The following is a 15,168-nucleotide window of genomic DNA, read 5'->3' on the forward strand; positions in this document are numbered from 1 at the left end:
CCCTACAAAGCATGGGCTGTTTACACGCGGAATCCGCAAGTAATATCGGCGGAACCCTCAAAACCGCGCTAGGCTCCCTGAAGGAAAGAAGGAGACGCCTTGTCAGCAAATTTGGAGCAGTCCGCACGTCCCACGCAGTCGACCCTCACAAAGGTGCTGATCGCCAACCGCGGTGAAATCGCGGTGCGCATCATCCGCGCCGCCCGTGATGAAGGCATCGCCTCCGTTGCTGTCTACGCGGACGCAGACCGTGACGCCCTGCACGTCCGCCTTGCTGACGAGGCCTACGCGCTGGGCGGCAGCACCGCCGCCGAGTCCTACCTCGTGATGGACAAGATCATCGACGCCGCCCGCCAGTCAGGCGCCGACGCCATCCACCCCGGCTACGGGTTCCTGGCCGAGAATGCCCAGTTCGCTGCCCGCGTGATCGAGGCCGGCATCACCTGGATCGGGCCCTCCCCCGCGGCCATCTCCGCCTTGGGCGACAAAGTCCAGGCCCGGCACATTGCCGAGAAGGTGGGCGCACCCCAGGTCCCCGGCACCGCCGACCCCGTCCAGTCCGCCGAGGAGATCCTTGACTTCGTGGACCAGTACGGGCTCCCCGTGGCCATCAAGGCGGCCTTCGGCGGCGGCGGGCGCGGCATCAAGGTTGCCCGCAGCCGCGACGAGATTCCCGAACTCTTTGAATCCGCTGTCCGCGAAGCCACCGCCGCCTTCGGCCGCGGCGAGTGCTTCATCGAGCGTTTCCTGGACGCACCCCGCCACGTCGAGACCCAGTGCCTGGCGGACGCCCACGGCAACGTGGTGGTGGTCTCCACGCGTGACTGCTCACTGCAGCGCCGCAACCAGAAGCTTGTGGAGGAAGCCCCGGCACCGTTCCTTACCGAGGAACAGAACCGCCGCCTTTACGACTCCTCCAAAGCCATCCTGAAGGAGGCCGGCTACCTTGGCGCCGGCACCTGCGAATTCCTGGTGGGCCAGGACGGCACCATCTCCTTCCTTGAAGTGAACACCCGCCTGCAGGTGGAGCACTGCGTTTCCGAGGAAGTCACCGGTATCGACCTGGTGCGCGAGCAGTTCCGGCTGGCCCGCGGCGAGGAACTTGGCTACGACGATCCCGAGGTACGCGGGCACTCCTTCGAATTCCGCATCACCGGCGAAGACCCGGGACGGAACTTCCTGCCGGCCCCGGGCACGCTCCGGGTCCTGAAGAACCCTACGGGCCCCGGCGTCCGCATCGACTCCGGCGTGGAGGAGGGCGATGTGATCAGCGGCAACTTCGATTCCATGCTTTCCAAGCTGATCGTGACGGGAGCCAGCCGGCCGCAGGCCCTGCAGCGGGCCCGCCGCGCCCTGGAGGAGATGGTGGTTGAAGGCATTCCGACGGTGATCCCGTTCGACCTCGCCGTAGTTTCGGACCCCGCATTCGCGCCGGCGGAGGGCCCCTTCCGTGTCCACACCCGCTGGATCGAGACCGAATTCGTCAACAACCTTCCGGCCTGGACCCCTGACGGCGGCGCCGGGACCGAGGCTGACGCCGAGGAACGGCAGCGCGTGGTGGTTGAAGTTGGCGGCAAACGCCTCGAGGTAGTACTGCCCGCCTCACTCGGTTCGGTGGGAACCGGCACCGCCGGCGCCGCGGCCAAGCCTGGCAAGTCGAAGAAGCGCTCCCGCTCGGGGGGCACGGCAGCAGCCACCGGCAACGCGCTGACTTCCCCCATGCAGGGCACCATCGTCAAGGTGGCGGTGGCCAACGGCGATGTTGTGGCGGAGGGTGACCTCGTAGTGGTCCTTGAGGCAATGAAGATGGAGCAGCCGCTGACCGCGCACCGCTCCGGAACCATCACCGGCCTGACCGCCGCACCCGGCGAAACGGTGTCAGCCGGCGCCGTCATCGCCACCATCGAAGACTAGCAAGCGCCGGAGGCCCCCATGCTCGCACCCAGCTTTGAAGAAGAAGTGGACCGCTACCACCTCGCCGTCCCCGAAATCACCCGCGGCGACCCCGGACCCATCAAGGAGCTGTACTCCCGCCTTGACGACGTCACGCTGGCGAACCCGTTCGGCGGCATCGCCCGCGGCTGGGCGCAGGTGGAAGCCCGGCTGGACCAGGCGGCCCGGCAGTTCCAGGACGGTGAAATGCTCGGATTCGACACCATCACCTCCTACACCGCCCGTGACACTGCCTTCCTGGTAGAGACGGAACACTTCCGCGCGCGGCTGGACGGCGCCGCAGTGGCCGAGGAGTTCGCGCTCCGCGTGACCAGCGTCTTCCGCCGGGAAGAAGGGTACTGGAAGCTCCTGCACCGCCACGCCGACCCGGCTGCCCGGCCGCAGTCCCGCCGTTCCCTGAGCCAGCCCGCCGCCAGCTGACAGGCCTGGCAAGCTGACAGGCTCCGCCGGAAAAGGCACACTAAGCGGATGAAGCCTTTCCTGCTCCTGGCCTCAAGGGCCGAAGACGCAGCCGCCGAGGACGAGTATGCCGCTTATCTCCGGTACGGCGGACTGGAACCCCCCGAGCTCCAACGCATCCGGCTGGAGGCCGCTCCCCTGCCCGACCTGGACCTTGACAGCTACTCGGGCGTGATCGTGGGCGGCAGCCCGTACACGTCCAGCGACCCGCCCGAACACAAGACTCCCACGCAGCACCGCGTTGAGCGCGAGCTGTCCAACCTCTTGGACCAGCTGGTGGCCCGGGACTTCCCGTTCCTCGGTGCCTGCTACGGCGTCGGGACGCTTGGGACGCACCAGGGCGCCGTGATCGACAGGACCTTTGGCGAACCACTCGGCGCCGCCGATATTCAGCTGACGGACGCCGGCCTGCAGGATCCCGTGCTCAGCGGCGTGCCCAGGACGTTTACCGCCTTCACCGGGCACAAGGAAGCCTGCACTGTCCTGCCAGCGCACGCCGTGCTGCTGGCGGGGTCCGCCGCGTGTCCCGTCCAGATGTTCCGCATCCGCAAGAACCTCTACGCCACCCAGTTCCACCCCGAGCTCGACGCCGAGGGCCTCTGCACCCGCATCGACATCTACCGCCATGCCGGTTACTTCCCGCCAGAATCGGCGGAGCAGCTCATGGACGACGCCCGGCAGTTCACGGTCACCGAACCAATGAACATCCTGAAGAACTTTGTGGCCCGCTACGCCTCGGGCACATAGAAAATGCCCGGCCGGTCCGCAGACCAGCCGGGCATTCCGCTTGTTAGCGCGGCGGCGTTATCAGGCCACGTTGTTCTCGTAGTCCACGTCGCGGGTTTCCTTGCTGACAAACAGGGCGATGAGGGTCAGAACCGACATGGCGGTCAGGTAGACACCCACCAGTACCGGGCTGCCGTCCGCCAGCTCCCACAGGGCGACGGCGATGAACGGAGCCACCGCTGCGCCCAGGATGCTGGAGAAGTTGTAGCTCACGGCCGACCCGGTGTAGCGGACGTTCGTGGGGAACAGCTCCGGCAGCAACGCACCCATCGGCCCGAAGGTCAGGCCCATCAGGGAGAAGCCGATGACCAGCAGGGCCATGGTGCCAACGAAGCCGCCGCTGAACAGCGGGACAAAGAGCAGGCCGAAGACGAAGATGCCGCAGGTAACCGCAAGCAGCATCTTGCGGCGCCCGTACTTTTCAGCCAGCGGTCCGGAGACAAGGGTGAAGATGCCGAAGAAGACGACGCCGGCAATCAGCATCCAGAGGAAGTCGTTGCGGGTGAAGCCGAGGCCGGGAACGAAGGCTGCCGCGGCGGCCTCAGTCATCGGCTTTCCGGCCTTTTCGGCTGCGGCCCGGGCGGCGTCCAGGCTGGCGGGGCGTGTGCCGTAGGTCAGGGTGAACGTGGTCATCAGGTAGAAGAGCACGTAGGTGGCAAGCATGATGAACGTACCGAGGATCAGCTGGCGCCAGCTGGTCTTGAATACCCGGCCCAGGGGCAGCTTGGCCACTTCGTTGGACTCAATCACCTTTGTGAAGGCAGGGGTTTCGATCAGTTTCAGGCGGACGTAGAGACCGATGATGACCATAACGGCGCTGAGCAGGAACGGCACGCGCCAGCCCCAGGACTGGAAGTCAGCCGGGGACAGTGCGTAGCTGAAGACCAGGAAGATCACGTTGGCGATGATGAAGCCGATGGGGGCACCCAACTGGGGGAAGGTGCCATAGATGGCGCGCTTGTTGGCCGGGGCGTTCTCCGTAGCCAGCAGCGCAGCGCCACTCCATTCGCCACCCAGGGCCAGGCCCTGGGCGAAACGCATAACCACCAGCAGGGCAGGAGCCCAGAAGCCCCAGCCGGGTACCAGCGCGGTGGGCAGGCAACCGATCAGGAACGTGGCAATACCCATGGTCAGCAGGGATGCCACCAGGGTGCCCTTGCGGCCGAACTTGTCGCCGAAGTGGCCAAAGACAATCGAGCCCAGGGGCCGGGCCACAAATGCCACACCAAAAACGGCAAAGGAGCTCAGCAGCTGGGTGGTTTCGTTCTGGTTGGGGAAGAACAGCTGCGGGAAAACCAGTACGGCCGCAGTGGCATAGACGTAGAAGTCGTAAAACTCGACCGTGGTGCCGATCAGGCTGGCGACGATCACGCGGCCGCGTGAGTTCACCGGCTGCGGGGATCCTGGCACCGTGGAGGTATCGGTGGATGACATAGGTAAACGCTTTCATGAGAACCGACCAGACCGTGCGTAAAGGCCCGGCTCAAAATAGTTAGAGTTCGATATTAGTTCCCGCGGTCCAGTCAATGGACGAAAGGTCCACTATCCGGACATGTGCTGTACGTCTCATGTAGTGGCCCCAAGCCTGTGCCTCACGTCCCTCAACGGCCACCGATAGGCAAATGTCACAGCGCGTTAACAAACATCGTCGGTCCGCGAAACGCGGCTTCCCTACCTTTGAGGAACAACATCCCCCCAAAGGAGGTACCCCGTGACTGTTGACCGCACCGCTGATGCCGGCCCCGGCAATTCCCTGGATCTGGACGAACCCGCAAGGCCCGGATCCGCCGCATCCGCCAGCGCACAGCCCGGCTCTACCCGCACCACAGACGCCCCCGTCCTTGAATTCCGCCCCGGCCGCTGGATTGCCAACTGGGATGCCGAGAACAAGGAACAGTGGGAATCCGCCGGCCGCTCCATCGCCCGCCGCAACCTTAACTGGTCAATTTTCGCCGAGTTCCTCGGTTTCGTTGTATGGCAGCTCTGGTCCATCGTGGTGGTCCAGCTGCCCGCCGCCGGCTTCAACTTCTCCACTTCCGAAATCTTCTGGCTGATCTCCATGCCCAGTCTGGTGGGTGCAACCCTGCGCATCCCCTACACCTTTATGGTTCCCCGCTTCGGCGGCCGCAACTGGACCATCGTGTCCGCCCTGCTGCTCCTGATTCCCTCGATCGGCCTGGCCCTGTGCGTTTCCAACCCGGAAACCCCCTTCAGTGTCATGCTGCTCGTGGCGGCCCTCGCGGGCTTCGGTGGGGGAAACTTCGCCAGTTCCATGGCCAACATCACCTTCTTCTACCCGGCCCGTGAAAAGGGCTGGGCGCTGGGCCTGAACGCCGCTGGCGGCAACATGGGTGCCGCCGTCGCACAACTCGCTGTCCCGATTGTGATTACCCTGCTCGCCGTCGGCACGGTCAACCTGCCCATGGCCGGTTGGATGTGGGTGCCGTTCATCCTGGTCGCGGCCTTTGGCGCCTGGAAGTTCATGGACAACCTCACCAGCGCCAAGGGTGACATCGCCGGTTCCGTGGCCGCCCTGAAGGAACCGCATCTGTGGATCATGGCCCTGCTGTACATCGGCACCTTCGGCTCCTTCATCGGCTTCGCCGGCGTGTTCCCCAAGCTGATCAAGGACTACTTCCCCGCCTTCTCCTCCATCGGAGTAGGCACGGTGGCACTCTCGCTGGCCTTCCTCGGACCGCTGGTGGGCTCCCTGGCACGCCCGTACGGCGGACGAATGGCCGACCGCATGGGCGGCGCCCGGATGACCGTGGCCGCCTTCGCGTCCATGGCCGTCATCACGCTCACCATGATCTGGACCCTGCCGCTGAAGAACTTCTGGCTCTTCCTGGTCCTCTTCCTGATGCTCTTCACCGCCAGCGGCTTTGGAAACGGCGCCACCTACCGGATGATCCCGGTCATCTTCGCCACCTCCAGCCGGGCCGCCCGGAACGGGGCAAGCACGGTGGCAACCCAGCGCCTCGCGTCCTCGGCGCTCGGCCTGATCTCCGCCATCGGCGCCTACGGCGGGTTTGTGATCCCGCAGGTATTAAACGCCTCCAACACCGCCAGCGGATCGTACACACCCGCCTTCTACGGCTTCGTTGGGGCATACATCCTGATGCTCGTTGTCTGCTGGGCCTTCTACATCCGCAATGCCAACCGAAATGCGATGGGACACGTCTAACATGACCAAAAGCGCCGACACGCACTGCCCTTACTGCGCCCTGCAGTGCGCCATGACGCTCACGTCTCCAGCGGAACTGGCCCCGGCTTCCCAGCCGGGGCCAGTCCCCGTGCCCGCACCACCGGCAGCAGCGCGCCCCGACCTCGAGGCCCCACTCAGTGCGCCCCCCGGTGCGCCCGTCGAGGTGAGCGGCCGGGACTTTCCCACCAACCGCGGCGGCCTCTGCCGCAAAGGCTGGACGTCTGCCTCGCTCCTGAACCACCCGGGCCGGGTCACCGAACCCCTCCGGAAGGGCGCCGACGGCGTCCACCGCCCCATCAGCTGGGACCAGGCCCTCGACCTGGCCGCCTCCGCCGTGAAGGACGCGCGGTCCCGCTATGGGCGGGACGCAGTGGGCGTGTTCGGCGGCGGCGGCCTCACCAACGAGAAGGCGTACATGTTGGGCAAGTTCGCCCGGCTTGCCCTGGGAACCTCCCGGATCGATTACAACGGCCGGTTCTGCATGTCCTCAGCTGCGGCTGCAGGAATGCGGGCCTTCGGCGTCGATCGCGGCCTGCCGTTCCCGCTCGAAGCCCTGGACACCGCCAGCGCCATCCTGATGCTGGGTTCCAACGTGGCCGAAACCATGCCGCCCTTCGTGCAGCACCTGAAGGGAACGCGCGACGCCGGCGGGCTGATTGTGGTTGATCCCCGCCGCTCAGCCACGGCTGCTTTTACGGCTGACGGAGGCGGCTTCCACCTCCAGCCCCTGCCGGGCACCGACCTTGCCCTCCTGTTGGGCATCTCCCATGTGGTCATCCACGAAAACCTGGTGGACACCACCTACATCGGGGAACGCACCTCGGGCTACACCGCCGTGGTCCGCAGCGTGAACTCCTTCTGGCCTGAGCGGGTGCAGTCCATCACCGGTGTCCCGGCCGAACTGATCCGGGAAACCGCCCGCCGGCTCGCCGAAGGCGCACGCCAGGGCGGCAGCTATATCCTCACGGGCCGTGGCGTAGAACAGCATGTGGACGGCACCGATACCGCCACGGCAGCCATCAACCTCAGCCTTCTGCTCGGACTGCCGGGTTCGGCCCGCAGCGGCTACGGCACCCTCACCGGCCAGGGCAACGGCCAAGGCGGCCGGGAGCACGGCCAGAAGGCCGATCAGCTCCCCGGCTACCGGAAAATCACCGATCCCGCTGCCCGCGCACACGTTGCCGGCGTGTGGGGCGTCCCGGAGGCCCTTATTCCCGGGCCGGGCCTGCCGGCCGTCCAGCTGCTGCAGTCACTGGGAAAGCCCGACGGCGTCCGTTGCCTTTTTGTCCACGCCTCGAACATCGCCGTGGCCTCGCCCGACGCAAACGCGGTCATCAACGGCCTGCGCAGCCTGGACTTCCTGGTGGTCTGCGATTTCTTTATGTCCGAGACTGCGGCTGAAGCAGACCTCATTCTTCCCGTTCTCCAATGGGCCGAGGAGGAAGGCACGCTCACAAACCTCGAAGGCCGCGTGTTGCGCCGCCGCAGGGCCCTGACACCGCCGGCGGGAGCCCGCAGCGAGCTCTGGATTATGGCACGGCTGGCTGAGGCCCTCGACGCCCCGTCCACCTACAGCGAGGACCCGGAAACCGTGTTTGAGGAACTCCGGCTGGCCTCTGCCGGCGGACTTGCCGACTACTCCGGCATCGACTACGCCATGCTGGACCGTGGCGAAGCCGCCTACTGGCCCTACCCCGCCGGCAGCAAAGGAACCCCGCGGCTGTTCCGGGACAGGTTCGCCCATGCCGACGGCAAAGCCGTGATGACCCCGGTGACGCCGCGCCGCCGTCGTACTCCCAGCGCTAACCCCTTTGGGGACGGCACTGGTCTGACCGCGAAAACCATGACCCTCATTACCGGCCGCCTCCTGGAGCACTACCAGTCCGGTGCGCAGACCCGCCGGGTATCAGAGCTGCTGGAGGCCCGGCCCGAAGCGAAGCTGCAGCTCCACCCGGCGGCCGCGGCGTCAATGGGCATCACCGAGGGCGCCTTCGTCTCGGTGGCGAATGAGCGCGGCGAGGTGCTGTGCCGGGCTGAATTGAGCACCGCCATCCGCCCTGACACGGTCTTCCTGCCCTTCCACTTCCCCGAACTCGAGAGCGCCAACCGCCTCACTGAGGCGGCCACGGACCCCATCTCGGGAATGCCGGAGTTCAAGTTCAACAAGGTGTGGGTACGGCCGGCTGCCGCACCGGTTTCAACCAGCGTGCTTCAAACGACGGAGGCCTCATGAGCGAGCAAGTTGTCATTGTAGGGTTCGGGCCGGTGGCGGCGCGGCTGGTTGATGAGCTCCTGCCTGCTGTCCGCAGTGGCCACCTGAACCTCACTGTGGTGGGCGCGGAAGCGGAAGCTGCGTACAACCGCGTACTGGTTGCCGACCTAGGCGTAGGGCGGACCACCGCCGATGCCCTGGCACTTTCCGACGCCGGCGACCTGGCCGCTGACGGTGTGGATGTCCGGCTTGGCGTCCGCGTCCGCCGGGTGGACCGCGCACGCCAGCAGGTCCTCCTGACCGACGGCGGGGTTGCCCATTACGACCGCCTGGTCTTCGCCACGGGGTCCCGCCCGGTGATTCCCAACCTGACCGGCATCAACCCGGACCCCGCCGCGCCGGTCCTCCCGGCGGGTGTTACCGCGCTGCGGGACCTCCGTGATGCGGAGGTGCTGCGCCACGCAGTGGAGGGCGGCAAACGGGTAGTGGTCCTGGGGGGCGGTGTCCTGGGGCTGGAGACGGCCCTGGCCGCGGCGGAAGAAGGCGCCACCGTGACAGTGGTCCACAACGGGCCCCACCCGCTCGGCCAAAACATCGACCGCGGGGGCGGTGCGGTCCTGGCTGCGAGCCTGAGGCGCTGCGGCGTGCGGATGGCGGGCAATGCGCGGTCTACAGGAGTCGAGCACAATGCGCCCGACGGCGGGTTCTCGGCCCTGCTGCTGGAGGACGGGTCGGCGATCGACGGCGACCTCCTGGTCCTCTCGTGCGGTGTCCGTCCCCGCACGGAACTCGCCGAGGGCTGCGGCCTCTCTACGTCTACAGGAATCCTGGTGGACCACCGGCTCCGGGCCCACCATGAGCCGCACATCTTTGCCATTGGCGACTGCGCCGAGGTCCGTTGCCCCGATCCTGACTGCGCGCAGTGCCGGAACGCCAAAGGCCCGTCCGGGCTTGTCGGACCTGGGTGGCGGCAGGCGGAGTGGCTCGCGGAATACCTGACCCTGTTGGCGGCCGAGGCGACCGGTGAAGCCGACCTGTTGCCCGAATTGCCGCCCGAGCAGGCCAGCGTCGTTGTCCTGAAGGCCCGGGGCATGAACATGGCAGTGGCCGGGGACAACGCTGCTGAACCCTGGGACGAGGAAGTCCTCACCGCGGGTGCAGTCAACGGCCGCCCGCGCCTGCAGATCGCACAGTGGGCAGACCCTGAACATGGGCGCTACGTGAAGATGACCACCCGCGGCGGCGTGCTGGAGGGCCTCGTGGCTGTGGGCATGCCCCGTACTGCGGCAGAGCTGGTGGGGCTGTTTGAGCGCGGTGACGAACTGCCCGCCGACCGGTCGCTGCTGCTGCGCCTCGACGGGCCGGACCAGCTCCCGGGCACTTCTGCCGCCTCGGAGGGGACGGTTTGCCGGTGTGCGGGTGTCAGCGGAGCCGCAATCGCGGGCGCTGTGGAGGAAGGCTGCTCAACCGTGGCCGAAGTGTCCAAGGCAACCCGGGCCGGCACCGGCTGCGGCGGCTGCCACGAGGACATCAAGGGACTGATCGAAAAACACTTCCAGGCGGTTCCCGCCGGAAGTTGAGCCCGGGCCATGGCACCCGGTAGAGCCTGTGCTTACGCCGGTGCTTTCGGGATCATGATCCAGAGCGCGATGTAGACCAGTTCGCCGATCCCCACCAGGCCGAAGATCACGAAGCCCAGCCGGACCAGGAATTTCGGGAGCCCGAACCGGGAGGCCAGGGCTGCGCAAACACCGCCGATAATTTTGCCGTTGCGGGGACGGACCAGGGCTGTTGTCATGCCGCCACGCTACACGAATATGCGGCCGTTGAGCCTGGTTTCGGCAAGCCCACCACCGACGGGCTGGGGCAACCGCCGAAGCTACAGGTGCACGTGCAGCCGGCGTGCCGCCTCAGAAATGGATCCGGTCAATGACGGGTACACGGTGAAGGTGCTGGCGACGTCATCCACGTGCAGTTTCTGCTTTACTGCGATGGAGATGGGGAAGATCAGCTCGGAGGCGTTCGGTCCTACCACCACACCGCCGATAACCGTTCCCGAGCCCTTCCGGGCGAAGATCTTCACGAAGCCGTCCTTGTGGTTGCGCATTTTGGCACGGGCGTTGCTGCGCAGCGAAAGCTTGACCACGTCGCCCTGGTACTTGCCGGAGTCGATCTCAGCCTCGGAGACGCCAACATTGGCGATTTCGGGCGAGGTGAAGATGTTGGATGCCACCTGGTGCAGCTTGAGCGGGGTGACGCTGTCGCCCATGAAGTGGGCCACTGCGATGCGGCCCTGCATGGCGGCCACTGAGGCCAGCGGCAGCACCCCGGTGCAGTCACCGGCTGCGTAAATGTTGGGAGCGCTGGTGCGCGAGACCCTGTCCACCTTGATGTGGCCGCTTTCGCTGACGGCCACCCCGGCTTCTTCCAAGCCAAGGCCTGCAGTGCTGGGGATCGAGCCCAGGCAGAGGAGGCAGTGGCTGCCGGTGACCTTGGAGCCGTCACTGAGGGTTACCACCACGCCGTCGTCGGTCCTCTCCACGGTCTCGGCCCTTGAGCGGGACAGGACCCGGACGCCGCGGCGCTCGAACACTTCCTCCAGGACCACTGCTGCATCCACGTCGGAGCCCGGAAGCACGCGGTCGCGGCTGGAAATCAGCGTCACCTTGGAACCCAGGCCGTTGTAGGCAGAGGCGAACTCGGCTCCGGTCACACCGGAACCCACAACAATCAGGTCCTCGGGCAGTTCATCGAGGTCGTAAATCTGCGTCCAGTTGAGGATCCGCTCGCCGTCCGGGCGGGCCGTGGCAAGCTCGCGCGGATGGGCGCCCACTGCCAGCAGGATGGTATCCGCCTCCACGGTTTCCGTACCCTCGGCCGTGAGGACCTCGATGGTGTGGTCGTCCACGAGCCGGCCCGATCCGCTCAGGATGCGGACGCCCTGGTTGGCCAGGCCGTCGTGGATGTCCTTGGACTGGCTGCGCGCCAGGTTGAGGAGGCGGTCATTGATGTGCTTGAGGTCCGCACGCATCACGGGTACAAAGTCGCCGCCGTCGACGTCGAACTTCACTCCCAGCTCCCCCGCCTCGGCGACGCGGGTCATCAGGTCCGCCGTGGCAATCAGAGTCTTGGAGGGTACGACGTCGGTCAGCACTGCTGAGCCGCCCAGCCCCGCCCGTTCGATGATCGTGACCTGCGCTCCGAGCGAGGCGGCCACCATGGCAGCTTCGTATCCGCCGGGACCACCTCCCAGGATTGCGATCCGGGGTGAGCTGAAGTCTGGATGCGTAGTCACAATCAATCATTCTCCTGCATCCTCCCCTTACCGCCAAAGAAAACGGTCTCTCACGAAACCGCCCGTGGGGTGGGCGCAGCCGGAGCGGCACGATAACTTGTACCAGTGAGTACAACAGACTTCCTGAAGACCGATCCCTTCGCCGCCGCACGTGCCGCCGCCGAGTACATCGCCGAGGAGACGGGCGTGGACAGCCACGACGTCGCCTTGGTCCTGGGCTCCGGCTGGGGCGAGGCAGCCGACCTCATCGGTGAAACCACCGCCACCCTGTCCGCTGAAGAAGTTCCCGGCTTCCACGCTCCTGCGGTTGTTGGGCACGTGGGAACCATCCGCTCGGTGCTCACCAAGGAGGGCAAGCGCGCCCTGGTCCTGGGCGCCCGCACCCACTACTACGAGGGCAAGGGCGTCCGCAGCGTAGTCCACGGCATCAGGACGGCGGCGGCAGCAGGCTGCAGCACCCTGGTCCTCACCAACGGCTGCGGCGGGCTCAACGAAAACTGGGCACCCGGCACGCCGGTACTGATCAGCGATCACATCAACCTCACCGCCGCCTCACCGCTGGAGGGCGCCACGTTCGTTGACCTGACAGACCTGTATTCAGCCCGGATCCGCGGACTCGCCCGGGAGGTGGACGCAACCCTGGACGAGGGTGTCTACGCCCAGTTCCCCGGCCCGCACTATGAGACGCCCGCAGAGGTGCAGTACGCCAAGCGCATTGGTGCCGACCTGGTGGGCATGTCCACCGCCCTCGAAGCCATCGCCGGGCGCCACGCCGGGATGGAAGTATTCGGCATCTCACTGGTCACCAACCTTGCCGCGGGCATCAGCCCCCACCCGCTCAGCCACCAGGAAGTCATCGAGTCAGGACAGGCCGCAGGTCCCCGGATTTCCAAACTGCTCGCCGAAATCATCGCCCGCCTCTGACGTCCACCCCGGGCGGATCTATTTGCTGTTTCCGCGGCGGGCGGCACGAGTCCGGTGCCCAATGACGATAGCGTTAGGCCCATGACGTCTTCCGCTGCCGATTTCCGCCTGCTCAACGAGGCCCGCGAATGGGCCGCCCAAGACCCGGACCCCCAGACTTCGGCTTCGCTCCTGGAACTTGTCCGGCTTGTTGAAGAGGGCGCGCCGGCAGCCCGGCAGGAACTCGAAGACAGCTTCCGCGGGACACTGCAGTTCGGCACGGCGGGCCTGCGTGCGGCCCTGGGTCCTGGACCCAACCGGATGAACCGGGTGGTGGTGCGCCGGGCCGCCGCAGGGCTGGCGGACTTCCTGCTCCAGGCAGTGGGTCAGGCGTCACCGGTAACCCGGCCGCGCGCCGTCGTCGGCTATGACGCCCGGTACAACTCGGACATCTTCGCGGAAGAAACCGCCGCCATCTTCACGGCAGCCGGGATAGAAACCTTCCTCATGCCGGCGGCGCTGCCCACTCCCCTGCTGGCTTACGCTGTGCGGGCGCTGGAATGCGACGCCGGCGTGATGGTTACCGCCAGCCACAATCCGCCGCAGGACAACGGTTACAAGGTTTACCTGGGCCGCCATGCCGTTCCGGCAAGCGGCAATGGCGCGCAGATCGTGGCGCCTTACGACGCCGAGATCGCGGCCCGCATCTACGCCGTCGGCCCATTGGAGTCTATTGTTCTTGCCCCCGACGGCTGGACAGTGCTCGACAGTTCCCTGGCCGCGGGCTACGAGCAGGCCACAGCAGCGCTGGCCCTGCCGGAGCGCTTCCCCGCCCGGAACCTGCGCATCGTCCTCACCCCGATGCATGGCGTGGGCGGCGAAACCGCGCAGAACGTGCTGAAGGCTGCCGGGTTCACTGACGTCACCCTCGTGGCTGAGCAGGCTGAACCGGACCCGGACTTTCCCACCGTCAGCTTCCCGAACCCGGAGGAACCCGGAGCACTGGACCTGGCCCTGGAAACGGCTGAACGGCTGGATGCTGACATTGTCATCGCCAATGATCCCGACGCCGACCGGGCGGCAGTTGCGGCCAAGGATCCGGAAACCGGCGCCTGGCGAATGCTCCGCGGTGACGAGGTCGGCGCGCTCCTGGGTGCCCACATCGCAGCGCGGCTGGCGGCAGTAGACGGGAACGACGGCGCCAGCGGCAGCCAGGGCGTGTTCGCGAATTCGATCGTGTCCTCGCGGCTCCTGGCACGGATTGCCACGGCCGCCGGCTACGCGCACGAGGAGACACTGACCGGGTTCAAGTGGATTTCCCGGGTGCCTGGTCTGCTGTACGGCTACGAGGAAGCCCTGGGCTACTGCGTGGCGCCCGAGGTGGTGAAGGACAAGGACGGGATCTCCGCAGCGGTACTGATCGCTGAACTCGCTGCCGCGGCAAAGGCTGACGGTAAGACTGTCTTTGACACCCTGGACGAGCTGTACCTGCAGCACGGACTGCACGCCAGCGACCAGCTCAGCATCCGGGTGGCGGACCTGGGCCTCCTGGACGCCATGATGAACCGGCTCCGGGTCACCCCGCCGGAATCCTTCGGGTCATCCGCGGTGGAGGTTTTCACGGACCTGGCCGAGGGCAGCGAACTGCTTCCTCCCACCGACGGGCTCGTCTACCTCACACGGGACCTCACCCGGGTGATCATCCGGCCCAGCGGCACCGAGCCCAAGCTCAAGTGCTACCTCGAAGTCATCCACCACGTAGGCACCGCCGCGGAACTGCCGGAAGCCCGGCAGGCAGCGCGGGCGGCCCTTGACGAGGTGCTGCAGGACGTCAGCGAGGCACTGGGGCTTTAGCCCGCAGGCCTCGGGGCTAAAGGCCGCTAGAGCTCGATCTCAACGAAGCCATCGAGAATGCGGATGCTGAACGTCGCAAGGCGCAGCCCCGGGGTGCTGAAGCACTCGCCGGTTTCCAGGTCATAGACCTCTTTGTGCAGTGGGGAAGCGATGGTGGGACGGGCGCCCCGCGATCCGAGGATCCCCCGGGCCATAACGTGTGCTCCGGTAGCCGGGTCCTCGTGGGCCACAGCGAAAACTTCGCCGGGGCCGGTGCGGAAGAGCGCGACCTGGCGTCCCGCGACGAGGGCTGCTTCGCCCCATGCAGGTTCCAGATCATCCACACGGCAAACGCGGTGCCAGCCGGCGGTGATGCCGGATACGGCCGCATCGATGCCGGCTGCGAGTGCCCCAAGTTCCAGTGTTGCCGTCATGTCGGCTCCTCTCCCTGTGCCTATAGTTCATGCGTTTGGCCGCCTCTGCAGCCGTGTTCCACGCTAGGCCGCGGGTGTTTCAAAGGGG

The 15,168-nt window shown here is 66.5% G+C and carries 12 protein-coding genes; 8 read left to right on the forward strand and 4 right to left on the reverse strand.

Translation table 11 applies throughout. From position 1 onward, the window contains the following. Positions 1-99: 99 nt before the first annotated feature. Genes CXQ88_RS04240 through CXQ88_RS04250 form a run of 3 tightly spaced genes read left to right on the forward strand, consistent with a single transcriptional unit; the run spans position 100 to position 3,159 of the window. Positions 100-1,914 (forward strand): acetyl/propionyl/methylcrotonyl-CoA carboxylase subunit alpha, encoded by a 1,815-nt coding sequence (locus CXQ88_RS04240; protein ID WP_104042914.1) that lies wholly within the window; start codon positions 100-102, stop codon positions 1,912-1,914. Between the two features lie 18 nt (positions 1,915-1,932). Beyond that, on the forward strand, positions 1,933-2,373 hold the full coding sequence (locus CXQ88_RS04245) for a YybH family protein (protein WP_104042915.1): 441 nt from the start codon (positions 1,933-1,935) through the stop codon (positions 2,371-2,373). A gap of 48 nt (positions 2,374-2,421) precedes the next feature. Next, a complete protein-coding gene (locus CXQ88_RS04250) occupies positions 2,422-3,159 on the forward strand; it encodes a glutamine amidotransferase (protein ID WP_104042916.1) in 738 nt (245 codons plus the stop codon). Between the two features lie 60 nt (positions 3,160-3,219). Here CXQ88_RS04250 and CXQ88_RS04255 read toward each other — a convergent pair whose 3' ends face one another. After that, a complete protein-coding gene (locus CXQ88_RS04255) occupies positions 3,220-4,632 on the reverse strand; it encodes an MFS transporter (protein ID WP_104042917.1) in 1,413 nt (470 codons plus the stop codon). Between the two features lie 277 nt (positions 4,633-4,909). Between CXQ88_RS04255 and CXQ88_RS04260 the strand changes: the two genes are divergently transcribed. The 3 genes from CXQ88_RS04260 to CXQ88_RS04270 are packed head-to-tail and all read left to right on the forward strand — an operon-like array spanning position 4,910 to position 10,195. Continuing rightward, positions 4,910-6,382: an MFS transporter gene (locus CXQ88_RS04260; RefSeq protein WP_104042918.1), complete on the forward strand. Its 1,473-nt coding sequence runs from the start codon at positions 4,910-4,912 to the stop codon at positions 6,380-6,382. A gap of 1 nt (position 6,383) precedes the next feature. Then, complete coding sequence (locus CXQ88_RS04265; RefSeq protein WP_104042919.1) at positions 6,384-8,636, forward strand: molybdopterin oxidoreductase family protein; 2,253 nt, start codon at positions 6,384-6,386, stop codon at positions 8,634-8,636. Beyond that, a complete protein-coding gene (locus tag CXQ88_RS04270) occupies positions 8,633-10,195 on the forward strand; it encodes an FAD-dependent oxidoreductase (protein WP_104042920.1) in 1,563 nt (520 codons plus the stop codon). The genes CXQ88_RS04265 and CXQ88_RS04270 overlap by 4 nt, the downstream gene beginning before the upstream one ends. A gap of 32 nt (positions 10,196-10,227) precedes the next feature. Here the strand turns inward: CXQ88_RS04270 and CXQ88_RS04275 are convergent, their stop codons facing one another. Both CXQ88_RS04275 and CXQ88_RS04280 read right to left on the reverse strand, forming a co-directional pair. Beyond that, complete coding sequence (locus CXQ88_RS04275; RefSeq protein ID WP_104042921.1) at positions 10,228-10,413, reverse strand: PspC domain-containing protein; 186 nt, start codon at positions 10,411-10,413, stop codon at positions 10,228-10,230. Positions 10,414-10,494: 81 nt separating this feature from the next. Then, entirely contained in the window at positions 10,495-11,910 is a 1,416-nt protein-coding gene (locus CXQ88_RS04280; RefSeq protein WP_104043064.1) for an NAD(P)H-quinone dehydrogenase, read from the reverse strand. Between the two features lie 105 nt (positions 11,911-12,015). Between CXQ88_RS04280 and CXQ88_RS04285 the strand changes: the two genes are divergently transcribed. Further along, positions 12,016-12,834 carry a purine-nucleoside phosphorylase gene (locus CXQ88_RS04285; RefSeq protein WP_104042922.1) on the forward strand — a complete coding sequence of 273 codons (819 nt, stop codon included), beginning with the start codon at positions 12,016-12,018 and terminating at the stop codon, positions 12,832-12,834. Between the two features lie 81 nt (positions 12,835-12,915). Then, complete coding sequence (locus CXQ88_RS04290) at positions 12,916-14,667, forward strand: phospho-sugar mutase (RefSeq protein WP_104042923.1); 1,752 nt, start codon at positions 12,916-12,918, stop codon at positions 14,665-14,667. A 26-nt stretch (positions 14,668-14,693) separates the two neighbouring features. Here the strand turns inward: CXQ88_RS04290 and nirD are convergent, their stop codons facing one another. Beyond that, entirely contained in the window at positions 14,694-15,080 is a 387-nt protein-coding gene (nirD, locus tag CXQ88_RS04295; protein WP_104042924.1) for a nitrite reductase small subunit NirD, read from the reverse strand. Positions 15,081-15,168: the final 88 nt, after the last annotated feature.

It is taken from the genome of Arthrobacter sp. ZGTC412 (genome assembly GCF_002929215.1).
In the GTDB taxonomy this organism is placed as follows: Bacteria; Actinomycetota; Actinomycetes; order Actinomycetales; family Micrococcaceae; genus Arthrobacter.